General features: G+C 60.4%; 17 protein-coding genes. 5 read left to right on the top strand and 12 right to left on the bottom strand.

Annotation, left to right across the window (positions count from 1 at the left end):
• Positions 1–9: 9 nt before the first annotated feature.
• From gltB to ACA056_RS01870, 9 genes are all read right to left on the bottom strand, one after another.
• Positions 10–4455: a glutamate synthase large subunit gene (gene gltB, locus ACA056_RS01910; RefSeq protein WP_497270082.1), complete on the bottom strand. Its 4446-nt coding sequence runs from the start codon at positions 4453–4455 to the stop codon at positions 10–12.
• A gap of 351 nt (positions 4456–4806) precedes the next feature.
• Entirely contained in the window at positions 4807–6402 is a 1596-nt protein-coding gene (locus ACA056_RS01905; RefSeq protein ID WP_497270080.1) for an AAA family ATPase, read from the bottom strand.
• 10 nt (positions 6403–6412) lie between these two features.
• Positions 6413–7513, bottom strand: a complete 1101-nt coding sequence (aroB, locus tag ACA056_RS01900; protein WP_497270078.1) for a 3-dehydroquinate synthase — start codon at positions 7511–7513, stop codon at positions 6413–6415.
• Positions 7514–7664: 151 nt separating this feature from the next.
• Entirely contained in the window at positions 7665–8183 is a 519-nt protein-coding gene (aroK, locus tag ACA056_RS01895) for a shikimate kinase AroK (protein ID WP_123402540.1), read from the bottom strand.
• Positions 8184–8187: 4 nt separating this feature from the next.
• A complete protein-coding gene (locus tag ACA056_RS01890; RefSeq protein ID WP_497270076.1) occupies positions 8188–10278 on the bottom strand; it encodes a type IV pilus secretin PilQ in 2091 nt (696 codons plus the stop codon).
• A gap of 13 nt (positions 10279–10291) precedes the next feature.
• Positions 10292–10819: a pilus assembly protein PilP gene (locus ACA056_RS01885; protein ID WP_008149568.1), complete on the bottom strand. Its 528-nt coding sequence runs from the start codon at positions 10817–10819 to the stop codon at positions 10292–10294.
• Positions 10816–11439 carry a type 4a pilus biogenesis protein PilO gene (gene pilO, locus ACA056_RS01880; protein ID WP_497270074.1) on the bottom strand — a complete coding sequence of 208 codons (624 nt, stop codon included), beginning with the start codon at positions 11437–11439 and terminating at the stop codon, positions 10816–10818. Before pilO ends, ACA056_RS01885 begins: the two co-directional genes overlap by 4 nt.
• Positions 11436–12002, bottom strand: coding sequence for a PilN domain-containing protein (locus ACA056_RS01875; RefSeq protein ID WP_497270072.1), 567 nt, complete (start codon positions 12000–12002; stop codon positions 11436–11438). The genes pilO and ACA056_RS01875 overlap by 4 nt, the downstream gene beginning before the upstream one ends.
• A complete protein-coding gene (locus tag ACA056_RS01870; RefSeq protein ID WP_497270070.1) occupies positions 12002–13066 on the bottom strand; it encodes a pilus assembly protein PilM in 1065 nt (354 codons plus the stop codon). Before ACA056_RS01870 ends, ACA056_RS01875 begins: the two co-directional genes overlap by 1 nt.
• A 218-nt stretch (positions 13067–13284) precedes the next feature.
• Between ACA056_RS01870 and ACA056_RS01865 the strand changes: the two genes are divergently transcribed.
• Positions 13285–15726: a penicillin-binding protein 1A gene (locus ACA056_RS01865; RefSeq protein ID WP_497273478.1), complete on the top strand. Its 2442-nt coding sequence runs from the start codon at positions 13285–13287 to the stop codon at positions 15724–15726.
• A 312-nt stretch (positions 15727–16038) separates the two neighbouring features.
• Here ACA056_RS01865 and ACA056_RS01860 read toward each other — a convergent pair whose 3' ends face one another.
• The 3 genes from ACA056_RS01860 to rpmE all read right to left on the bottom strand — a co-directional run bounded on the left by ACA056_RS01860 (position 16039) and on the right by rpmE (position 18539).
• Complete coding sequence (locus ACA056_RS01860) at positions 16039–17307, bottom strand: malic enzyme-like NAD(P)-binding protein (RefSeq protein WP_056741177.1); 1269 nt, start codon at positions 17305–17307, stop codon at positions 16039–16041.
• Positions 17308–17490: 183 nt separating this feature from the next.
• The gene (locus ACA056_RS01855; RefSeq protein ID WP_497270068.1) at positions 17491–18291 is read right to left on the bottom strand and encodes a thermonuclease family protein; all 801 of its coding nucleotides are present in this window, start codon (positions 18289–18291) and stop codon (positions 17491–17493) included.
• A gap of 14 nt (positions 18292–18305) precedes the next feature.
• Entirely contained in the window at positions 18306–18539 is a 234-nt protein-coding gene (gene rpmE, locus ACA056_RS01850) for a 50S ribosomal protein L31 (RefSeq protein WP_028621753.1), read from the bottom strand.
• A gap of 330 nt (positions 18540–18869) precedes the next feature.
• Between rpmE and ACA056_RS01845 the strand changes: the two genes are divergently transcribed.
• The 4 genes from ACA056_RS01845 to hslV all read left to right on the top strand — a co-directional run bounded on the left by ACA056_RS01845 (position 18870) and on the right by hslV (position 24590).
• On the top strand, positions 18870–21089 hold the full coding sequence (locus tag ACA056_RS01845; protein WP_497270066.1) for a primosomal protein N': 2220 nt from the start codon (positions 18870–18872) through the stop codon (positions 21087–21089).
• Between the two features lie 237 nt (positions 21090–21326).
• Entirely contained in the window at positions 21327–23063 is a 1737-nt protein-coding gene (gene argS, locus ACA056_RS01840) for an arginine--tRNA ligase (protein ID WP_462000524.1), read from the top strand.
• A 1-nt stretch (position 23064) separates the two neighbouring features.
• A complete protein-coding gene (locus tag ACA056_RS01835; protein WP_283189689.1) occupies positions 23065–23769 on the top strand; it encodes an SPOR domain-containing protein in 705 nt (234 codons plus the stop codon).
• A 290-nt stretch (positions 23770–24059) separates the two neighbouring features.
• Positions 24060–24590, top strand: coding sequence for an ATP-dependent protease subunit HslV (gene hslV / locus ACA056_RS01830; RefSeq protein WP_007899242.1), 531 nt, complete (start codon positions 24060–24062; stop codon positions 24588–24590).
• Positions 24591–24629 lie beyond the last annotated feature (39 nt).

Genomic DNA, 24629 nt, shown 5'->3' with positions numbered 1-24629 from the left:
AGGCGCATATCACTGCGGGTTGGCACGGGTGCTGGAAAGCAACGATTTCAGGTTGGCAGCCTTGGGCTTGACCAGCCAGAAACGACGCAGATAGTCATCGAGGTTTTCAGCGAGGTTACGACCCCACTCGCTGTCGGTTTCCTCGACGTATTCGTTCAGCACGCGTTGCAGGTGGCTGCGATAGGCTTCCATCGTCTCACCGCTGATCCGCTGGATTTCCACCAGTTCGTGGTTGACCCGGTCAACAAAGGTGTTGTCCTGGTCGAGCACGTAGGCGAAACCGCCGGTCATGCCTGAGCCGAAGTTGTAACCGGTCTTGCCCAGCACGCAGACGAAACCACCGGTCATGTACTCGCAGCAGTGATCGCCTGTACCTTCCACCACGGTGTGAGCACCGGAGTTACGCACCGCGAAACGCTCGCCCGCGGTACCGGCGGCGAACAACTTGCCGCCAGTGGCGCCGTACAGGCAGGTGTTGCCGATGATGGCACTGTCCTGAGTCTTGTAGACGCTGCCCTTCGGCGGAACGATGACCAGCTTGCCGCCGGTCATGCCTTTGCCGACGTAGTCGTTGGCGTCGCCTTCCAGGTACATGTTCAAGCCACCAGCGTTCCACACACCGAAGCTCTGACCGGCCGTCCCTTTGAAGCGGAAGGTGATCGGCGCATTCGCCATGCCTTGGTTGCCGTGTTTGCGAGCGATTTCACCGGAGATCCGCGCGCCGATCGAACGGTCGCAGTTGCAGATGTCCAGCGCGAAATCGGCGCCGCTCATGTCGTTGATGGCCGAAGTGGCCATGTCGACCATTTTCTCGGCCAGCAGGCCTTTGTCGAACGGTGGGTTGCGTTCGACCTGGCAGAATTGAGGCTTGTCTGCCGGGATGTGATCGCTACCCAGCAACGGCGTCAGGTCCAGGTGTTGCTGCTTGGCGGTCTGGCCTTCGAGGATGTCCAGCAGATCGGTACGACCGATCAACTCTTCGAGGGAGCGCACGCCCAGCTTGGCCAGCCACTCACGGGTTTCTTCGGCGACGTAGGTGAAGAAATTCACCACCATGTCGACGGTGCCGATGTAGTGATCCTTGCGCAGCTTCTCGTTCTGAGTCGCGACGCCGGTGGCGCAGTTGTTCAGGTGGCAGATGCGCAGGTACTTGCAGCCCAGGGCGATCATTGGCGCGGTGCCGAAGCCGAAGCTTTCAGCGCCGAGGATGGCAGCCTTGATCACGTCGAGGCCGGTTTTCAGGCCGCCGTCGGTTTGTACCCGGACTTTGCCGCGCAGGTCGTTGCCACGCAGGGTCTGGTGGGTTTCGGCCAGGCCGAGTTCCCACGGCGCGCCCGCGTATTTGATCGAGGTCAGCGGCGATGCACCGGTGCCACCGTCGTAGCCGGAGATGGTGATCAAGTCCGCGTAGGCCTTGGCCACTCCGGCAGCGATGGTGCCGACGCCCGCTTCTGCAACCAGCTTCACCGAGACCAAAGCCTTCGGGTTGACTTGTTTCAGGTCGAAAATCAGCTGCGACAAGTCTTCGATCGAATAGATGTCGTGGTGCGGTGGCGGCGAAATCAGGGTCACGCCGGGCACTGCGTAACGCAGCTTGGCGATCAGACCGTTGACCTTGCCACCTGGCAGCTGACCGCCTTCGCCGGGCTTGGCGCCCTGAGCGACTTTGATCTGCAGCACTTCAGCGTTGACCAGGTATTCCGGGGTCACACCGAAACGGCCAGTCGCAACCTGTTTGATTTTCGAGCTCTTGATGGTGCCGTAACGCGCCGGGTCTTCGCCGCCTTCGCCGGAGTTGGAACGCGCACCGAGGCGGTTCATGGCTTCGGCGAGGGCTTCGTGAGCTTCCGGCGACAAGGCGCCGAGGGAGATGCCCGCGGAATCAAAGCGCTTGAGCACCGATTCCAGCGGTTCGATCTCGCTGATGTCCAGCGGCGTGTCCAGGGTTTTGACCTTGAACATGTCGCGGATCATCGACACCGGACGGTTGTCCACCAGCGCCGTGTATTCCTTGAACTTGCTGTAGTCGCCCTGCTGCACAGCGGCTTGCAGGGTGTTGACCACGTCCGGGTTGTACGCGTGATATTCGCCACCGTGGACGAACTTCAGCAAACCGCCCTGCTGGATTGGCTTGCGCGGGCTCCAGGCTTCGGCGGCCAGGGCTTTCTGCTCGGCTTCGATGTCGACGAAACGCGCACCTTTGATGCGGCTCGGAACGCCACGGAAGCTCAGGTCGCAGACTTCTTCGGACAGGCCGATGGCTTCAAACAGCTGCGCACCGCGGTACGACGTGATGGTCGAGATACCCATCTTCGACAGGATCTTCAGCAGACCTTTGGTGATGCCTTTGCGGTAGTTCTTGAACACCTCATAGAGGTCGCCCAGTACTTCACCGGTGCGGATCAGGTCGCCCAGCACTTCGTAGGCCAGGAACGGATAGACCGCCGAGGCGCCGAAACCGATCAACACTGCAAAGTGGTGCGGATCGCGAGCCGTCGCGGTTTCCACGAGGATGTTGGAGTCGCAACGCAGGCCTTTCTCGGTCAAACGGTGGTGTACCGCGCCGGTGGCCAGGGACGCGTGGATCGGCAACTTGCCCGGGGCAATGTGACGGTCACTCAGCACGACCTGGGTACGACCGGAGCGCACCGCTTCTTCAGCCTGATCGGCGACGTTGCGGATTGCCGCTTCGAGGCCGACGCTTTCGTCGTAGTTGAGGTCGATGATCGCGCGCTCGAAGCCCGGACGATCGAGGTTCATCAGCGAGCGCCACTTGGCCGGGGAAATGACCGGCGAGCTGAGGATCACGCGCGAGGCGTGTTCCGGCGACTCCTGGAAGATGTTGCGCTCGGCACCGAGGCAGATCTCCAGCGACATGACGATGGCTTCACGCAGCGGGTCGATCGGCGGGTTGGTGACCTGCGCAAACTGCTGGCGGAAATAGTCGTACGGCGTGCGCACGCGCTGGGACAGCACGGCCATCGGCGTGTCATCGCCCATTGAGCCAACGGCTTCGTAGCCTTGCTCGCCGAGCGGACGCAGCACCTGATCACGTTCTTCGAAAGTGACCTGGTACATCTTCATGTATTGCTTGAGCTGGTCGACGTCGTAGAAAGCCGAACCGTGGTCGTTGTCTTCCATGGTCGCCTGGATGCGCAGGGCATTCTTGCGCAGCCATTGCTTGTACGGATGACGCGACTTCAAGCGATTGTCGATGGCGTCGGTGTCGAGGATCTGGCCGGTTTCGGTGTCCACGGCGAAGATCTGACCCGGGCCAACGCGGCCCTTGGCGATCACGTCTTCAGGCTGGTAGTTCCAGACACCGATTTCCGAGGCCAGGGTAATAAAGCCGTTTTTGGTGGTGACCCAACGCGCTGGACGCAGACCGTTACGGTCGAGCAGGCACACTGCGTAACGACCGTCGGTCATTACCACGCCGGCCGGGCCGTCCCACGGTTCCATGTGCATCGAGTTGTATTCGTAGAACGCACGCAGGTCCGGGTCCATGGTTTCGACGTTCTGCCACGCAGGCGGAATGATCATCCGCACGCCACGGAACAGGTCGATACCACCGGTGACCATCAACTCGAGCATGTTGTCCATGCTGGAGGAGTCAGAACCGACACGGTTGACCAGCGGGCCGAGCTCTTCCAGATCCATCAGATCATTGGTGAACTTGGTGCGACGGGCCACGGCCCAGTTGCGGTTGCCGGTGATGGTGTTGATCTCGCCGTTGTGGGCGAGAAAGCGGAACGGCTGAGCCAGCGGCCATTTCGGCAGGGTGTTGGTGGAGAAGCGCTGGTGGAAGACGCAAATCGAGGTTTGCAGGCGCTGGTCGCTGAGGTCTGGATAGAAGGCGGTGAGATCCGCCGGCATCATCAGGCCTTTATAAATGATGGTCTTGTGCGAAAAGCTGCAGACGTAGTGATCGGCGTCGGCGGCGTTGGCCACGGACGAGCGACGACGGGAGGTGAACAGCTTGACGGCCATGTCCTGATCGCTCAGGCCATCACCGGCGATGAACACTTGTTCTATCTGCGGCAGGCGCTCAAGGGCCAGACGGCCGAGGACGCTGGTGTCGATCGGCACTTTGCGCCAGCCGACGAGGGTCAGGCCTGCAGCGAGGATCTCGCGGTTCATGTTCTCGCGAGCGGCTTCGGCTTTGACCGGGTCCTGGTTGAAGAAGACCATGCCCACCGCATATTGCTTGGGCAGTTCGACGCCGAAGGTTTCCTGGGCGATGGCTCGCAGGAACACATCCGGCTTTTGAATCAGCAGACCGCAACCGTCACCGGTCTTGCCGTCGGCGTTGATCCCACCGCGGTGGGTCATGCAGGTCAGGGCCTCGATGGCCGTTTGCAAAAGGGTATGACTGGGCTCGCCCTGCATATGGGCTATCAGGCCAAAACCGCAGTTATCCTTGAATTCATCTGGTTGGTACAGACCTGCTTTCATAGACACTTTCTCACCAGGCTGCCTCTTGTCGAGGCAAATTTCTTTTCAATTCAGCCACTTACCATCCGCGCCGAACGTACGCCAGCTTTGCGGGGGCAAAAGGGAGGTCATTGTACACACCGACACAGAGGCTCACAAATTTGACGACGAAATGTCGCAAATCTATGTCGCATTTGTGAAAGGTTTAAAGCGATATGCTGTGCTAGTCAAAACTTTTTTAATTTTGACCGCAACGACTCAAAGACTACTGTGACGCAGACACCACAAGGCACGCGGCCTCTAGGGCAGCATGCTACTTGCGGAAAATTTTGAGGTGCCGGGAGAGGCGGCCTGGGTAAGGCCGCCGAATCATCAGCGAGCTGTTGCCAGTTCTTGTTGGACGCTGGCGACGGAGCGAGGCCAAGGTTTACCAGCCTGAACCTTCGCTGGCAAGGCTTTGATGGCGCTAAGGGCAGCATCGCGGTTGGCGAAGCTACCGTAAGTGATGACGTAAAGCGGCTTGCCGTTGAGGACCTTCTTGAAATAACGGTACTCGCCGCCCTGCTCCTTGACGAAGGATTGCGCGGCCGCTTCGGAGCTGGTGCCGAGGATCTGCACCACGTAGTTACCCGGCGCTTGCCCGGCGTACCAGGTGCCGCCAGCGGCCTTGGCCACGGTGGTTGGTTTCTCGGCAGGCTTGGCGGCAGCGGCGGCGGCTGGTTTGGCTGGCACTGGAGCTGGCTTGACGGCAGGCGCAACCGGGACTGGCTTGGCAGTCGCGACCTGAGTCGGAGCAGGCGCAGGCTTGGCGGCAGGTGTCGGTGCCGGGCCAGGCTGGATGCCGGCAGGCGGCGCAGTCGTGGTCACGGTCGGCGGCGTAGCGCTCGAACCTTCGACCGGCACGCCGTCGTCGCCTTCAGTGATGCCACCGGCGGCTTCGGCCAACGGACCACGCATGACCGGCTGCGAGTTGCCGACCAGCGGCAATGGCATCGGTTGCGAGTTACCGGCGAATTCGACGGCGGGCGCGCCACCGCTGTTTGGTTGTGGCGTGCCCTGGCCGAGCGGCAGTTGCGCCTGTTCGTTGACAGGTGCGCCAGTGGTCGGTGCTTTGGTGCGACCCGGCATCAACCAGGCGGCGGCTACCGCGACCACGACCACGGCGGAAATCGCCAATACGTGTTTCTTCGGCATGTTGAACCCCATACTTGGACGCTTCACCGCTGAGCGGCTGGCAATCATGGCTTCGATCATTGCATCGCGGGCAACCTGGTTGATGGTGCCAGGCCAACCGTCGGAGCTTTCGTGAATATCAGAGATCTGATCTGCAGTGAAAAGTTCGATACCCCGGCCGGCGCCTTCGAGCCGCTGGTCCAGATATTCGCGGGTTTCTTCTTCGGTGTAAGGCTGCAATTCGATGACGTGGAAACGCTCTTCCTCGAGACTCAGCGCCTCCAGTTGAGCAATCAGCGACGATTCACCAAACAGGAACACATGTGGGCGACCTTCCGGCGCACCGGCGGCCAGGGCCAGCAAGGCTTCGAGCGCGGACTCGTCGAGTTGCTCGGCGTCATCCACCAGCAAATAGACTTCCTGCCCCGTCAGTGCAAGCTGCACCACTTGAGCCAGAATCGCACCGATCTCAGCCTGGGCGACGTTCAGCGCCTGAGCCACCTGCCGCAGCACGCCGGCCGAATCACCGGCGCCACGGGCGGAAACCACCACGCTCTGCACCGACTGTTTGTTGGTGCTGGCCACCAGGGCCTGACGCAACAGCGTCTTGCCACTGCCTTGCGGGCCGGTGACGACCAGCAGCAACTGGCTATAGCGTGCCAGGTGATGCAGTTGTCCCAGCACCGGCTTGCGCTGGGCCGGGAAGAATTTGAAGCCAGGCACCCGTGGAGAAAAAGGGTCATGACTCAACTGGTAATGGCCGAGGAAAGCCTCGTCGGCGTGCAAACTAGTCATCGGGATCTTATTAACCTTTAAGCTGAGCCAGAACGCGGTAATCCGCTCCCAGCGTGGCCTGTAAAACCTCTTTCGGATAATCGTCGGTCACCACCGCTTCGCCCATGTGGCGCAGCAGCACAAGGCGCAAACGACCGTCGATCACTTTCTTGTCAATTGCCATGTGTTCGAGAAAATCGGCTTCAGTCATCTCTTCAGGCGGGATAACCGGCAGGCCGGCACGCAGGAACAGACGAATGCCGCGATCGCGCTCTTGCTCGCTGATCCAGCCCAGGCGCACGGACATTTCCAAGGCCATTACGGTGCCAGCAGCGACCGCCTCACCATGTAGCCAGACACCATAGCCCATGTGGGTTTCGATGGCGTGGCCGAAGGTGTGACCCAGGTTGAGCGTGGCACGAACACCGGTCTCCCGTTCGTCGGCACCCACCACCGCAGCCTTGGCCGCGCAAGAACGCTCGATAGCGTAAGTCAGGGCGACCTGGTCCAGGGCGCGCAGGCGATCGACGTTGTCTTCAAGCCAGGTCAGGAACGGCTCGTCGCAGATCAGCCCGTATTTGATGACCTCAGCAAGCCCGGCGGACAGTTCGCGGGCCGGCAGGGTATTGAGGGTAGCGGTATCAATCAGCACCACATTTGGCTGATAGAAAGCGCCGACCATGTTCTTGCCCAGCGGATGGTTGATCCCGGTCTTGCCGCCCACCGAAGAGTCGACTTGCGACAGCAACGTGGTCGGGACCTGGATGAAATCGACACCGCGCTGGTAGCAGGCAGCCGCGAAACCGGCCATGTCACCAATCACGCCGCCGCCGAGGGCGATCACTGTGGTGCGGCGATCATGCCGCGCAGTCAGCAGACCGTCGAAAATCAGTTGCAGGGTTTCCCAGGTCTTGAACGCTTCGCCGTCCGGCAGCACCACGGAAACCACCGAGAACTGTGCGAGGCTGCGGGTCAGACGCTCGAGATAGAGCGGCGCAACGGTCTCGTTGGAGATGATCGCCACTTGCCGTCCGCGAATATGCGGGGCCAGCAGCTCAGGCTGATCCAACAAACCTTCGCCAATATGAATCGGGTAGCTGCGCTCGCCTAGATCGACCTTGAGTGTCTGCATGTGTCCCCACAGTGAAGATGGAATCAGGCGTCCTGCCTTGAGTTAACGAATGTCCACGGCGTCTGCTGGTGTGACGCCGTTCGGTAGCCATCCGCCACAACCTTGAGCGGCCATGACAGGACGCCGAGGATAGCGCATTTCGCGCTGCGCTTTAACGGGGAGGTAGCTGCTGCAAGCGTTCGAGAATATCGAGCACCACCATTCGCGGCGGCCGCTCATCGGTTTCCACCACCAGATCGGCGATTTCCCGATAAAGCGGATCGCGGATCGCCAGCAGATCCCGAAGGGTCTTGGCCGGATCGGCGGTGCGCAGCAGCGGACGATTGCGATCACGGGAGGTGCGGCCGACTTGCTGCTCGACCGAAGCGTGCAGATAAACCACACGCCCCCCGGCATGCAGGGCCCTACGATTGGCTTCGCGCATCACTGCACCGCCGCCGGTCGCCAGCACCACGCCGTCGCAAGCACACAGCTCTTCGATCATCGCTTGCTCGCGATCACGAAAGCCGGGCTCGCCTTCCTTATCGAAGATCCACGGGATATTGGCGCCCGTGCGCAATTCAATTTCCTTATCGGAATCTTTGAACGGCAGGCGCAGCTCTTTGGCCAGCAACCGGCCGATGGTGCTTTTTCCAGCCCCCATCGGTCCAACAAGAATCAAATTTCGCACAGAATCAATGACTCACAGCAATCGCCTGATTGTTCATGATACGCGGAGTGAGAAATACCAGCAGCTCGGATTTTTTCTCCGAAACCACGTCACGCCGGAAAAGGCGGCCAAGATACGGCACATCACCGAGAAATGGCACCTTATCTACAACCTTGCTCTGAGTATTTGAGAAAACCCCGCCAATCACGATGGTCTCGCCGTCGTTGACCAGGACCTTGGCATTGACCTCGTTTTTCTTGATTGGCGGTACATCCTGCACCTTGTTCAGGTAGTCCGGTTCGTCCTTGGTGACCTTGACCTCCATGATGATCCGGTTGTCCGGAGTGATCTGCGGTGTTACCTCCAGCGACAGCGAGGCCTCCTTGAACGACACCGAGGTAGCGCCGCTGGAGCTGGCTTCCTGATAGGGAATCTCCGTGCCCTTGAGAATTTTCGCGGTTTCCTTGTCCGAGGTGACCACCTTGGGCTGCGAAACAATTTCGCCGTTACCGGTCTTCTCCATGGCCGTCAGCTCGAGATCCAGCAGCACGTTGTCGGTGATGAACGCGATGCCGAGCCCCGAGGTGTTGGCGGCGGTGCCCAGGTCGACGAATGGCGAGTTGGTGCTGGTGCTGCCAGGCGTACCGATGGTCGACGAAGCATTAGCCCCACTATTGCTGATGCCCGAGGTGTTCCAGTTACCCTTGTTCTGCAACGAACCGCCCCAGCGCACGCCGAGGCTTTTGTCATAGTCGACGTTGGCTTCGACGATGCGCGCCTCGATCATCACCTGACGCACCGGGATATCCAGTTGCGCGACGATACGGCGCAGTTCGTCGAGGCGATCCTGGGTCTGGTAGGCAATGATGTTGTTGGTCCGCTCATCCACCGTGATCGAGCCCCGCTCGTCGGCTTTTGCCTCGGCACTGGTCACCGACTGGAACAGCTTGGCGATATCGGCAGCTTTGGCGTAGTTGACCTGCAATAGCTCGCGACGCAGGGGGGCCAGGTCCGCGATTTGCTTCTGCGACTCCAGTTCCTGACGCTCGCGGGCGGAGATTTCATCGGCCGGCGCCACGAGCAAAACGTTACCGATCTTGCGTTTATCCAGGCCCTTGGTTTTCAACACCAGATCCAGCGCCTGATCCCACGGTACGTTCTGCAAGCGCAGCGTGATGCCGCCCTGCACCGTGTCGCTGGCCACCAGATTGAGATTGGTGAAATCGGCGATCAGTTGCAGCACCGAACGCACATCGATGTCCTGGAAATTCAGCGAGAGCTTTTCACCGGTGTAGGCGAAGCGTTCGGTGTTGCGTTTCTGCAAGTCATCGACGGTCATCGGCCGGATGCTGACGGTCAGCTTGTTGTCGGTCTGGTAAGTCGAATAATCGAAGGCGCCGCTGGGTTCAATGCTGATCGTGGCCCGATCACCCGTGGCGCTGGCGTTGACGAACTGCACCGGTGTGGCGAAATCCTTGACGTCCAGACGTACACGCAACGGCTCAGGCAATTGAGTCTTGGCGAAACCGAGGATGATCTTGCCGTCGCGCTCCTGAATGTCCGGGGCGATGGAAGGATCTGACAGATCAATGACCACATTACCTTCGCCCTGGGTGCCGCGCTGGAAATCCACACCCCGGATGGCCTTGCCTACCGGCGCATAGGCTTTCGCCGGGGCTGGCGTTGCAGTCGCTGCGCGCGGCGTTTTGGACGCCGGGCTGGAAGCCGCTTTGCTGGCGCCTTGCCCGACCACCACGAACAGAGTGTTGCCTTCGACCCGTGCGTTGTACGGCGTCAACTGGGTCAGATTGATGATCAATCGCGTACGGTCCTTGGCTTGCACCACCGTGGCGCTGCGGGCATTTCCGCCGCCTAGGTCACGATTTTTGCTTTTTAGCTGACTGACGACGCCAGGCAGATCCAGCGCAATCCGTGCAGGCGATTCCGTGGTGTAACCGTGAGGCGGCGGTGGCGGCCCATCGAACGACAACTTCAACTCGACGCGGTCCCCCGGCAGCGCGGCGACATCCAGCGCTTTGAGGTTGGCCGCTAGTACCATCGGCGACAGCAACGCTATCCATAGCGAAATACCGAAGGTTGAGAAAATCCTGTTCATTATTCGAGTTCCACTATGAGTGCTCTTTCAAAGGGATGGTCCGCGGCCGCTCCAGCCAGGCGCCTTCGCCGTCGGGAACAATTTCGACCACATCGACCTGCGAGCCACTGATGGCGACGATCCGCCCATCGTTACGCCCCAGGTAATCGCCGACTTTCAACCGATGCACCCCGCCCGCCCCGCGCAGCAGCGCAAAGGAGCCGGTCGCATTGGCGATCGTTCCGACCATTTCAAACTGCTCGATGTTGAAACCTTCGAGGTACTGCTTGACCCGATTCGGGTCAGGTTTGACGTTGCGCGAGCCGTGTTTCTGGCCGGCCAGATCGACTCTGATCTGTCGGGAAAACGGGCTTCGCAGGTTGGCGGCGCTGTAGGTGAATGTTGGGTAAGACCGAAATGTCGGCGTTGGTTCAATCTTGCCGGGCGCACGCAAACGCATTTCGTTCATGTATGCATCCAGGTCGCTGAAGTCATTGTCGCTGCCGCAACCGGCCAGGCCGGCGACCAACACAACCATCGAAAAACAACGAATCGGGCTCATTTTTGCAGCCCTTTGTCGTTGTAGCGGTAGGTCTTGGCGAGGATGCTCATGCGCAACTTCGGACCACCTTCCGGATTGGCCGGCGCAAGGTCGAAGTCATGCAGGGTGACAATCCGTGGCAGCCCGGCGACGCCGCTGACGAAGGTGGCCAGGTCATGATAGGCACCGGTGACGGTGATCTGGATCGGCAGCTCGATGTAGAACTGCTGTGTGTTCTCCGGCAGCAGTTTGATCTCCTCGAACTCCAGGCCACTGCCCAGGCCGGTGCGAGTGATGTCCTCCAGCAGACCGGGCACTTCGGTGTCACTGGGCAATTGCCGCAGCAGCACGCCAAAGGAGTTCTCCATTTCCTTCATCTGCTGCGTATACAGCTCCAGATTCGCCGCCATGCGGGCTTTGTCGGCGAATTGCTCCTTGAGGGTCGACTCTTCCTCGCGCTTGAGTTCGAGATGGCTCTGAAGGTCGCTGATGGAAAAACTGTAGCCCAGTGAAAGCACCAGAATCATGAGCAGGATACCCGCCAGTGCCTTGATGGCTGGCGGCCAGGAACCCATGTTATTGGTGTCCAGGTCATTGATATCGATCTTGCGCAGGCCTTCGAACCAGTCAGACAGCTTCATTTGCCGCCCTCCGCAGCGGCGGGCTGAGTCTGACGAACGGTCAGCTGAAAGACGTTGGCCCGATCCAGCTGACCGGCGGTCGTCGCTTTGACTTCCGTGAGGCTGGGCGCATCAAACCAATCGGACGCATCCAGATTGCGCATCAGGTCTGACACACGATTGTTGGACTCCGCCGCTCCAGTGATGGACAAGGACTTGCCGGTCATTTTCACCTCAGTGAAGTACACTCCATCCGGCAAAGTACGCGCTAACTGATCGAAGATCCGCCCGCTGATCGGACGGTTGCCTTGCAGGTCCTGAATGATGCGCATGCGCTCGACCAGTTGCTGGCGACGAGCCTTCAAATCGCTGATCTGTTTAATCCGCTCGTCAACCACGGCAATCTGTTTGCCGATGTAATCGTTACGAGCCACTTGCCGATCGATAGCGCCACTGATGGCCTGGTTCGCGATCAGCACCGCGCCCACGGCACCCACCATCACACCGACCAGCGCCAGCAAAAAGCGTTTGCGGCGCGCTTCACGCCGCTCTTCGCGCCAGGGTAAAAGATTGATCCGCGCCATCAGTCGAAACTCCTGAGGGCCAGCCCGCAGGCGATCATCAGTGCCGGCGCATCGCTGGCCAGGGCACCGGCGTTGACCTTGCTGCCTAGGGCCATGTCGGAGAATGGGTTGGCCACCTGCGTCGGCGTACCCAATCGCTGCTCGATCAACCGATCCAGCCCCGGGACCGATGCGGTACCACCGGCCAACAGAATGTGATCAACCGAGTTGTACTGACCGGACGCGAAGAAAAACTGCAACGAACGCGACACCTGCTGCACCAGCGCATCACGAAACGGCTGCAACACCTCACTGACATAATCGTCCGGCAAACCACCCTGCTTCTTCGCCAGCCCCGCCTGCTCAATGGTCAGGCCATAACGTCGCTGGATTTCCTCCGTCAGTTGACGACCGCCGAACAATTGCTCGCGGGTGTAGATGATCCGCCCCTGGTGCAGCACGCTCAGAGTGGTCATGGTGGCGCCGATATCGACCACCGCTACCGTCAGACGCTCCTGAGAAGCCGCCAGTTGGCTCGCCAGCAATCCGTAGGAACGCTCCAGCGCATAGGCCTCGACGTCGACCACGCGGGCTGTCAGGCCGGCCAGGGCCAGGGCCGCTTCCCGCACCTCGACGTTTTCCTTGCGACAGGCCGCCAGCAGCACATTGACTCGCTCGGGGTTGCGCGCAGAAACGCCCTGGACCTCGAAGTCGATGGCCACTTCATCCAATGGATAAGGGATGTATTGATCAGCCTCGATCTTCAGCTGGTTTTCCATTTCGTCGTCGGAAAGACCGGCGTCCATCTCGATAGTCTTGGTAATCACCGCCGAACCGGCCACGGCCACGGCGACGTTCTTGAGGTTGGTTCTGGCCTTGAGCAACACGCGCGCGAGCGCCTGCCCTACGCCTTCGAGCTCGGCGATATTTTTCTCGACCACCGCGTTGGTGGGCAAAGGTTCCACCGCATAGGCCTCGACCCGATAACGGTCGCCTTGGCGGCTTAGCTCCAGAAGCTTGACCGACGTGGAGCTGATGTCGATCCCCAGAAGCGTATTGGCCTTTTTATTGAAGAGTCCTAGCACTACCAATTCCCTATGACTATCCGTGTCTTACGGACTCTGTAATATCGGTTGCGTTCAAACCACCCGTCTTGACAACAGCGCAAATGACGCCCTCGACGGAAAAATGCTTATAATGCCCAGCGTTTTTTTCCGGTTTTTACTTCAAGCGCGGGTCGTTCCCTGTTTATCTGAACCCTGATGCCAAATTCATTCTTTGCCCTGGATGTCCAAAAGCCTTGATTCGTCTGCTGAAATTTTTCGGTTGGTCCATCGTCGCCGTTTTCTGCGGACTGCTCCTCGGTCTTAGCGGCGCCTTTCTCTACCTTAGTCCGGGTTTGCCATCCGTGGAGGCGCTGAGAAGCATCCAGTTGCAGATTCCTTTGCGGGTCTACAGCAGCGACAACAAGCTGATCGCAGAATTTGGCGAAATGCGCCGCACACCGATCCGGTTCGCCGACATTCCCCCCAACTTCATTAATGCGTTACTAAGTGCTGAAGACGACAACTTCGCCAACCACTACGGTGTCGACCCCAGCAGCCTGATGCGCGCGGCCACCCAGTTGGTAAAAAGCGGACACATTCAGTCCGGCGGCAGCACCATCACCATGCAGGTGGCGAAGAACTTCTTCCTGACCAGCGAACGCAGCTTCTCGCGCAAAACCACCGAAATTCTCCTGGCCCTTCAGATTGAACGGCAGCTGACCAAGGACGAGATTCTTGAGCTGTACGTCAACAAGATCTATCTGGGCAACCGCGCCTACGGTATCGAAGCCGCCGCACAGGTTTACTACGGTAAGTCGATACGTGACGTCAGCCTGGCGCAGATGGCGATGATCGCCGGACTGCCAAAAGCTCCTTCACGCTTCAACCCGCTGGCCAATCCGGCCCGCAGCAAGGAGCGTCGCGACTGGATCCTTGGGCGTATGTACAAGCTCGGCAAAATCACCGAAGCCGACTACACCACCGCAATCAACGAGCCGCTGAACGCCAGTTATCACGTGCCGACCCCGGAAGTGAATGCGCCGTACATCGCTGAAATGGCCCGAGCCGAAATGGTTGGCCGTTATGGCAGCGACGCCTATACCGAGGGTTTCCGCGTCACCACCACGGTGCCGAGCAACCTGCAGGAAATGGCCAACACCGCAGTTCACGAAGGCTTGATGACCTACGACCAGCGTCATGGTTATCGCGGTCCGGAATCGCGCCTGCCGGGCAAGACTCGCGAGGCCTGGACAACCGAGCTGACCAAACAGCGCACCATCAGCAGCCTTGAACCTGCCATCGTCACCCAGGTCGACAAGACCGGCCTGCAAGTGATGACCCGTACCGGTGACGAACACGTCGGCTGGGACAGCATGAAATGGGCGCGTCCATTCCTGAACACCAACAGCATGGGCCCCAATCCGAAACAGCCTTCGGACGTCGCCCAGGTCGGCGACCTGATTCGTGTGCAGCGCCAGCCCGACAACTCGCTGAAATTCAGCCAGATCCCGCAGGCTCAAGGCGCGCTGGTTTCCCTCGATCCGCAGAATGGTGCCATTCGCTCCCTGGTCGGCGGCTTCGCCTTCGAACAGAGCAACTACAACCGCGCCATGCAGGCCAAGCGCCAGCCGGGTTCGAGCTTCAAGCCGTTCGTCTACAGTGCCGCGCTGGATAACGGCTACACCGCCTCCAGCCTGGTGAACGACGCACCGATCGTGTTCGTCGACGAGTACCTGGACAAGGTCTGGCGCCCGAAGAACGACACCAACACCTTCCTCGGCCCGATCCGCTTGCGTGAAGGCCTGTACAAGTCGCGCAACCTGGTTTCGATCCGGTTGGTGCAAGCCATCGGCGTTGGCAAGACCATCGATTACATCACGCGCTTTGGCTTCAACAAGCAGGACCTGCCGCCCAACCTGTCCCTGGCGCTGGGCACCGCGACGCTGACGCCAATGGAAATCGCCACCGGCTGGAGCACCTTCGCCAACGGCGGCTACAAGATCACCCCTTACATCATCGACAAGATCGAAAGCCGCAATGGCGACACGCTGTTCGTCGCCAACCCGCCGAGCGTCCCGAAAGGCAACGTCGTCACCGACGGTATAGCCGCCCCTGTCGCGGCCAACGCCTTCACCGTCAACGCAACCCCGGCCGAAGCGCTGACTGCCCAGCCAGCGCCACAAACCCCGGCCGTGGCCGAGCGCATCGTCGACGGTCGCACCACTTTCATCCTCAACAGCATGCTCGAGGACGTCATCAAACTCGGCACCGGCCGCCGCGCCCTGGCCTTGGGCCGCAGCGACATTGCGGGCAAGACCGGTACCACCAACGAGTCCAAGGACGCCTGGTTCTCTGGCTACAACGCTGATTACGTCACCACTGTCTGGACCGGTTTCGATCAGCCTGAAAGCCTGGGTCGCAAGGAGTTCGGCGGTACCGTCGCCCTGCCGATCTGGATGAACTACATGGGCGCCGCACTCAAAGACAAGCCGCCACATACGCAGACAGAGCCGGAAGGCATTCTCAGCCTGCGAGTCGACCCGATCAGCGGCCGTGCAGCCACCCCAGGCACGCCAGGCGCCTACTTCGAGCTGTTCAAGGCCGAAGACACGCCTCCGTCGGCGAACGAACTGGGCAACGGCACTGCGCCGGGCAGCCCACTGCCTGCGGATGAAGCGGCGCCGATCGATTTGTTCTGATCGCCTGAAGCTGCAAAAAGCCCCGCCTTCGAAAGAAGAGCGGGGCTTTTTTGTATCTGCAATTTCTGTACAGCCTGAAAAACTACTCGCCAGTGATTGCCTCATCGTCGGATCGCCGCCCGGAGCAAGCTCGCTCCCACAGTGGGCCGGTGTAAACACTAAGCCTGAGTACACCAAAAGTCCCTGTGGGAGCGAGCTTGCTCCGGGCGGCGATCCGACGATGAGGCCAGCACAACCGCTGCAAAACCCACAGGCAAAAAAAAAGCCCCGACTCGCAAGAGCCGGGGCTTTGTGTTGAAGCGCTACAACGACTTAGCCGTTGAACACGTCATCCACGCTTTTCAGCGGGTAGTTCTTCGGATACGGCAGGGTCGCTACGCCGGTCTCGATCGCAGCCTTGGCCACGGCATCGGAGATCACGGTGATCAGACGGGCATCCATTGGTTTCGGAATGATGTACTCACGACCGAATTCCAGTTTGATGCCGCCGTAGGCGTCGCACACTTCCTGTGGAACCGGCAGCTTGGCCAGTTCACGCAGGGCGTTGGCCGCAGCCACTTTCATTTCTTCGTTGATGCGCTTGGCGCGAACGTCCAGGGCACCGCGGAAGATGAACGGGAAGCCCAGCACGTTGTTGACCTGGTTCGGGTAGTCCGAACGGCCGGTGGCCATGATCACGTCGTCACGGGTGGCGTGAGCCAGTTCCGGGGAAATTTCCGGGTCCGGGTTGGAGCACGCGAACACGATCGGGGTGGCCGCCATGGATTTCAGGCCTTCAGCGCTCAGCAGGTTCGGGCCGGACAGGCCAACGAACACGTCCGCGCCTTTCAGGGCGTCGGCCAGCGTGCGTTTTTCAGTCGCGTGAGCGAAAACAGCCTTGTACTGGTTCAGGTCGTCACGGCCGGAGTGGATCACGCCGGTACGGTCAACCATGAAGATGTTTTCGATGTTGGCACCCATGCTCACCAGCAATTTCATGCAGGAGATGGCGGCAGCACCGGCGCCCAGGCAGACGATCTTGGCGTCAGCGAGGGTTTTGCCAGCGATTTCCAGGGCGTTGATCATGCCGGCCGCAGTAACGATCGCGGTGCCGTGCTGGTCATCGTGGAATACCGGAATGTCGCACTGCTCGATCAGAGCGCGTTCGATCTCAAAGCACTCAGGTGCCTTGATGTCTTCCAGGTTGATGCCACCGAAGGTGATGGAAATGCGCTTGACGGTGTCGATGAAGGCTTGCGGGCTTTCGGAGTCGACTTCGATGTCGAAAACGTCGATGCCGGCGAAGCGCTTGAACAGCACGCCTTTACCTTCCATGACTGGCTTGGAAGCCAATGGGCCGAGATTACCCAGGCCGAGAATTGCGGTGCCATCGGAAATGACTGCAACCAGGTTGCCTTTGCCGGTGTATTTGTAGGCCAGTTCAGGATCGCGGGCGATTTCGCGTACTGGTTCGGCTACGCCGGGGCTGTAGGCCAGCGACAGATCGCGGGCGGTAGCGGTGGCCTTGGTGAGCTCGACACTCAGCTTCCCTGGACGAGGATGGGCGTGATATTCGAGAGCGGCAGTTTTCAAATCAGACATGTGGGCATTCCGCTTTTTACTGTTGGACAGACGGACCGCCGAGGATACGCGTGTCGCAAAGTCCCTACAAGACTGACCGGTCACCCCTGTCAAGCGCCCGGCCCTACGACTTTGGACCAAGAGCCGCGGAACATAAGGGATAGACTGTTCACAATCAGCATGAAAAATGTCTACAATTTTTTATCACTGCGACAACTGAAGCATCGCCGGGTCGGTCAATGGCAGAAGCCAGCGCGCCTGCCCTTCTTTCAGTCCGCCACGCCGTGAACGGTCCAGCACCCAGCCGCGAGCCTCGATCTGCCTGCCCTTCAGCCGCTCGAGATTCGCCACATCGAACCGCCCCAACACATTGGGTGCAACGCGCAATACAACCGAATCCTGCAACTCGACCCAAACCCCACCGCGATTGCGTTGAACCTTGCTCACACGACCGCTGAGCACAGCGAAACCGGACGTGCTGATCTGCTCCGCTTTCAGTACAGGGGATTGACGCCACAACCCGAGTCCGGCCTGACGGGCGCTGTGTTCCGCCGCTTGCTGGCAGTCGACCAGATCGACATTCGGCGCGACCGCTACCTGGAAACCGAGTCCTTCAGCGAGCATCTGCGCTTCAAGGTTGGCGCCATCGGCGCTGTAGACATGGGCCAAGGTGCGGCCGTAATGGTCTTTGCTTTCTTTACCGGGCAATAAACCGACCCGTCCGTCGCTGGCGTTCACCAGTGCTTCCAGGCGTTGGCGCGCCGCCACGGCGAACGGCTCGTCGGAACGGCCTTTTTTGCCCAGCTCCGGCGTATTCAAACCGATCATGCGCACGCTACGGCCATCGCTCAGGCGCAGCGTGTCACCATCCACCACCCGTTGCACCACAACGGGTGTCAGCCCGCTCGGCGCCGGGCAGAAGGCCTGGGCAGCGGAAAGCCAAATCGCAGACACAAAAAAGGCGCCCACGAGGGACGCCTTTTTCATCAGCAAGGTAAAGCCCATGGGGCTTTGTAACCTTACTCTGCAGCAGCAGGAGCTTTGGCTTTGCCAAAAGCACCGAAACGGTCTGCGAAGCGCTGTACACGGCCGCCAGTATCCAGAGTCTTCTGCTTACCGGTGTAGAACGGGTGGCACTCGTTGCATACGTCAGTACCCAGTGGCTTGCACAGGTTCGAACGAGTTTCGAACTTGTTGCCGCAGCTGCAAGTTACTTCGATGGTTTCGTACGCTGGATGGATATCGGCTTTCATGGTGTATTCCTCAGGCTAGTGTGCCGCCACTCAACACTATTGTTGAATACCGCACATAATTAGGCCGCGGATTCTACCAGACCTTTGCAATCACGCAAGCTGTCCAGGGTGCACCCCATCAGAAAAGACTGTTCAATGCTGACGGCGTCTTTTAATGCCAGGCTGCGTTGCTACTCCTCCCCATAGCGCGCTATGAGTCGTCGCAGCGCCTTGCCTGACATTAAAATCCACTCGTCAACACTTGAACGCTTTCCTGATGGAGGACACTTCACCGACCGTCTGCTAGGCTCCCGGCCTTCTTCCCCGCCCCATCATCGAGAAAACAACCGCGTGCCCGACGCCATTTTGCGCCTCGCCCTGCCTTCGCCTCTGCGCCGCCTGTTCGATTACCGTGCCCCGGCCGGGGTCCTGCGTGCCCAGTTGCAGCCGGGCATGCGCCTGCGGGTGCCGTTCGGCCGACGGGAGATGATCGGAATTCTGGTGGAGGTCACCGACACCAGTGAAGTCCCCGTAGAAAAACTCAAGCCGGCCCTGGCCCTGCTCGATGCCACGCCGCCCCTGCCGCCAGCGCTATTCAAACTGTGCCTGTGGACGTCCCAGTATTACCAGCACAGCCTCGGCGACACTTTGAGCTGGGCGCTGCCGGTACTGTTGCGACAAGGCGAACTGGCCGAAGCACGGCAGGAGCGCTTCTGGTCCGCCGCGCCCGGCGCCAGCCTTGATGACCCGCGCATCGCTCGCGCCCCGCGTCAACGGGAGGCCTTGGCGACCCTGGCCCAACATCCCCACGGCGTCGCGCATCAGTTGTTGAGCAAACTAATGCTGAGCAAGGACAGCCTGGATTTGCTGCTGGCCAAGGATCTGGTGCAAGTCGAAATCCGCAAGCACGCTCCCGACGCCCGCCACGAACACTGGCTGGCGCAGCCGGAACTGCCGCTCAACCCGGAGCAGCGTGCGGCCTATGAGGCGATTCGCGCCGGGTTCGACAGTTATCACGCGTTCCTGCTGGCCGGGGTCACCGGCAGCGGCAAGACTGAAGTCTATTTGCAGCTGATCCGCGAAACGCTCGAGGCTGGCAAACAAGCGCTGGTGCTGATCCCGGAGATCAACCTCGGCCCGCAGACCCTGGCGCGCTTCGAGCAACGCTTCAATGCACGCATCGCGCTGATCCACTCGGCGGTCAACGACCGCGAGCGCCTCGAAGCCTGGCTCGCCGCCCGGGACGGTGACGCCGACATTATTATCGGCACCCGTTCGGCGCTGTTCACGCCGATGAAGAACCCCGGCCTGATCATCATCGATGAAGAGCACGACGGTTCCTATAAACAGCAGGAAGGCCTGCGCTATCACGCCCGCGACCTGGCATTGGTGCGCGCACGCCAGGAAAATATCCCGATTGTCCTCGGCTCCGCCACGCCTTCGCTGGAAAGTCTGCACAACGCCTACACCGGTCGATACGGACTCTTACGCTTGAACGAGCGTGCCGGTGGCGCCAAACAGCCGCGGTTCCTGCGTCTGGACGTGAAAAGTCGTCCACTGGACAGCGGCATTTCCGGGCCGATGCAGCAAGCCATCGGTCAGACGCTGGCCGCTGGGCAACAAGTTTTGGTGTTCCTCAACCGTCGCGGTTTTGCCCCGACCTTGCTGTGTCACGACTGCGGCTGGATGTCCGAGTGTCAGCGCTGCGATGCCCGCATGACCGTGCACCAGCGCTCCGGCGAACTGCGCTGCCACCATTGCGGCTACGTCGAGCGCGTCCCTCGGCATTGCCCGAAGTGCGGCAAGGTCGATTTGCGACCAGTCGGCGCCGGCACCGAGCGCGCCGAAGAACGATTGGGGATTTTGTTTCCGGACGTCCCGGTGCTGCGGGTCGACCGCGATAGCACTTCGCGTAAAGACGCCATGAATCAGCTGTTCGCGACCATTCAGAAGGGCCAGCCGTGCATTCTGGTGGGCACGCAAATGCTTGCCAAAGGGCACCACTTTCCACGGGTGACGCTGGTGTCGATTCTCGATGCCGACGGCGGGCTGTTTTCCGGCGACTTCCGCGCCAGCGAGCGCATGGCGCAGTTGATCGTCCAGGTTGCCGGGCGCGCGGGCCGGGCTGAAGAGCCCGGCAAAGTGATCATCCAGACGCACCTGGCCGACCATCCACTGCTGGTGCAATTGACTGAACAGGGCTATTTCGCCTTTGCCGAACAGGCGTTGAGCGAACGTCGCTCGGCGGGTCTACCGCCGTTTGCGCACTTGGCGTTGCTGCGGGCCGAAGCGCACAAACCGGGGCAAGCTGAAGGTTTTCTTGATGAGGCGTGCAGCGAGGCCGAGCGCTTGCTGGCCGAACAGAACCTGACCGGGATTGAACTGCTAGGGCCGGTGCCGGCGCCGATGGAACGCCGGGCCGGACGATATCGTGCGCAGTTGTTGCTGCAAGCGACGGCTCGGGCGCCGTTGCATCGACTATTAAGCAGCTGGCTGCTGGCGTTGGAGCAGATGCCGAGTGGGCGGGCGGTGCGCTGGTCGCTGGATGTCGATCCTGTGGATTTGTATTGATTGGAAGATCGCTTTCGCGAGCAGGCTCGCTCCCACAGGGTTTCGTGGCGGCAAATAAAGCATGAACGCCGCCAATCCACTGTGGGAGCGAGCCTGCTCGCGAAGGGGCCCTATTTGTCACCACATATCCATAACCTGCCCGCTATAGTTGGCAAGCCCGTCTTCGCAACGGATAATGCCCAGTTTTTCCACTAGCGCATCCAGGCGCCGCCGCGCTTGCGGTCGAAAGAGAACACCATGAAAGACACCATTCGCCAGCTGATCCAACAAGCCATCACCCAACTCGTCAACGAAGGTGTGTTGCCTGAAGGCCTGTCGCCGGCGATCCAGGTGGAAAACTCCCGTGACAAGACTCACGGCGATTTCGCCAGCAACATCGCGATGATGCTGGCGAAACCGGCCGGCATGAAGCCGCGCGACCTGGCAGAGAAAATCATCGCCGCGCTGCCGGCTGACGAAAACGTCACCAAGACCGAAATCGCCGGCCCCGGCTTCCTGAACTTCTTCCAGAACACCCAGGCACTGGCCACTCGCCTGGACGCCGCCCTGGCGGATGCCCACATCGGCGTGCGCAAGGCTGGTCCGGTGCAGCGCACTGTCGTCGACCTGTCGGCACCGAACCTGGCCAAAGAGATGCACGTCGGCCACTTGCGCTCGACCATCATCGGCGACGGCGTGGCGCGCGTACTGGAATTCCTCGGCGACGAAGTGATCCGTCAGAACCACGTCGGCGACTGGGGCACCCAGTTCGGCATGCTGATGGCGTATCTACAGGAAAATCCGATCACCAGCGACGAGCTGTCGGACCTGGAAAACTTCTACCGCGCCGCCAAGCAACGCTTCGACGAATCCGAAGAGTTCGCCGATCGCGCCCGTGGCCTGGTGGTCAAGCTGCAAGCCGGCGACCCGGATTGCCTGGCGCTGTGGACCAAGTTCAAGGACATCTCGCTGTCCCACTGCCAGAAAATCTACGAACTGCTGAACGTCAAACTGACCATGGCCGACGTGATGGGCGAAAGCGCCTACAACGACGACCTGATCAACGTAGTCAACGACCTCAAGGCCGCTGGCCTGCTGGTCGAGAGTAACGGCGCCCAGTGTGTGTTCCTCGACGAATTCAAGAACGCCGATGGCGACCCGCTGCCAGTGATCATCGTCAAGGCTGACGGCGGTTACCTCTACGCCACCACCGACCTGGCGGCCGTGCGTTACCGCAGCGGCAAGTTGAAGGCTGATCGCGCGCTGTACTTCGTCGACCAGCGTCAGGCCCTGCACTTCCAGCAAGTATTCCAGGTCGCGCGCCTGGCCGGCTTCGTGACGCACCCGATGGAAATGGAACACATGGGCTTCGGCACCATGAACGGTAAAGATGGCCGTCCGTTCAAGACCCGTGATGGCGGCACCGTGAAGTTGATCGACCTGCTGACCGAAGCCCAGGAGCGCGCTTATACCCTGGTGAAGGATAAGAACCCGGAGCTGGCCGATGACGAACTGCGCAACATCGCCAAGGTCGTGGGCATTGGCGCGGTGAAATACGCCGACCTGTCCAAGCACCGCACCAGCGACTACAGCTTCAACTTCGACCTGATGCTGAACTTTGAAGGCAACACCGCGCCGTACCTGCTGTACGCGTACACCCGCGTGGCCGGCGTGTTCCGCAAACTCGGCAAAGACTTCAGCGAAGTCGAAGGCCAGATCGTTCTCGAAGCGGCGCACGAACACGAATTGGCGGCGAAGCTCGCGCAGTTCGGCGAAGTGTTGAACAACGTTTCCGACAAAGGCACGCCGCATATCCTGTGCACCTACCTGTACGATGTTGCCGGCCTGTTCTCCAGCTTCTACGAGAACTGCCCGATCCTCAGTGCCGACACCCCGGCGCAAATGCAGAGCCGTCTGCGCCTCGCTGCGCTGACCGGCCGCACTCTCAAGCAAGGCCTGGAACTCTTGGGTCTGGAAACTCTGGAGCGTATGTAAGTTGGCTGCCAAGAAAAAACCTGCACCCAAGCGTGGCGCCAGCCGTTACCAAGCTCCTGCAAAGCAACCGATCCCGGGTTGGCTGTGGATGGCCATCGGCCTGACGGTCGGCGCGTTTATTGTGTTCCTGATGAAGCTGGAACCGGGCAAGGGCAGCGAGAGCGTCAAGCGCGAGAAGATCGAGCAGCAGAAAGCCAAGATCGCCGAGGCCAACAAGACCCCGCCGAGCCCGACGCAACCGGTGAAGCCGAAGTACGACTTCTACACGCTGCTGCCGGAATCGGAAGTCATCGTGCCGCCGGACGCCGTTCCGGAGAAAACCCTGCCGACGCCACAAGTGCCGGCCATTCCGACGACGCCGGTTACGCCAGAGCAAGCGGCGAAGATCGATACCGCGCGGGCTCAGGCCGCACTGGCCGGGATTACCCCGCCGCCAGCGCCACCAGTGTCCAAAGCGGCGCCAGTGACCAAGTTCTTCCTGCAGGCCGGTTCGTTCCGCAAGGAGGCTGATGCGGACAAGGTTCGGGCCCAGATCATCCTGCTCGGTCAGGCTGTGGCGGTTGAATCCGGCACCGTGAAAGATGAAACCTGGTATCGGGTATTGGTTGGACCGTTCAGCAACCGCGAGCAACTGACCACCGCCCAGAAACAACTGGCCGGCAGCGGGTTCAGCAACCTGCTGTTACAACAACGCCAAAGCCGCTGACCTTTGATGGCTGCTCCCTGACCTGAGGGCGCAGCCTGCTTTTGTGGCGAGGGGGCTCGTCGGAACGCCGCACCGCCCCGTTCGGTCGCGCAGCGGCCGTAAACCGTAATCCCTGCCCCCTCTAAAGCTACGCGGCGCCTGACTTCAGGGCCGCTTCGCGCCCCAACGGGGGCAAGCCCCCTCGCCACAAACCGCTCGTCCCCTCTCCCTTCCTGCAGTTGAAATACGCTCCACCACCCCCATATGAGTTGGCATAAGGCATTTTCGCCCCGCTGCGTGGAGACTCTCCCTTGACCACCATCGTTTCAGTTCGCCGCCACGGCAAAGTCGTCATGGGCGGCGACGGCCAGGTTTCTCTCGGCAATACCGTGATGAAAGGCAACGCGAAGAAAGTTCGCCGCCTGTACCACGGCCAGGTGATCGCCGGTTTTGCCGGGGCCACCGCTGACGCCTTCACCCTATTCGAGCGTTTCGAAGGCCAGCTTGAGAAACATCAAGGCCACTTGGTTCGCGCCGCTGTCGAACTCGCCAAAGAATGGCGCACTGACCGCTCCCTCAGCCGCCTCGAAGCCATGCTCGCGGTCGCGAACAAAGACGCCTCTCTGATCATCACCGGCAACGGCGACGTGGTCGAACCCGAAGAAGGTCTGATCGCCATGGGCTCCGGCGGCGGTTACGCCCAGGCCGCCGCCAGCGCGCTGCTGAAGAAAACCGATCTGTCGGCCCGGGAAATCGTCGAAACCGCCCTCGGCATCGCCGGCGACATCTGTGTATTCACCAACCACACCTTCACCATTGAGGAGCAGGACCTCGCTGAGTAAGCCTGTTTTGGCCACCACGCCACGGCTCACTTTTACCTG

The organism is Pseudomonas sp. LBUM1666 (genome assembly GCF_059695775.1).
The sequence above is the reverse complement of the archived record's forward strand: the minus strand, read 5'-3'. Positions and strand labels throughout refer to the sequence as shown.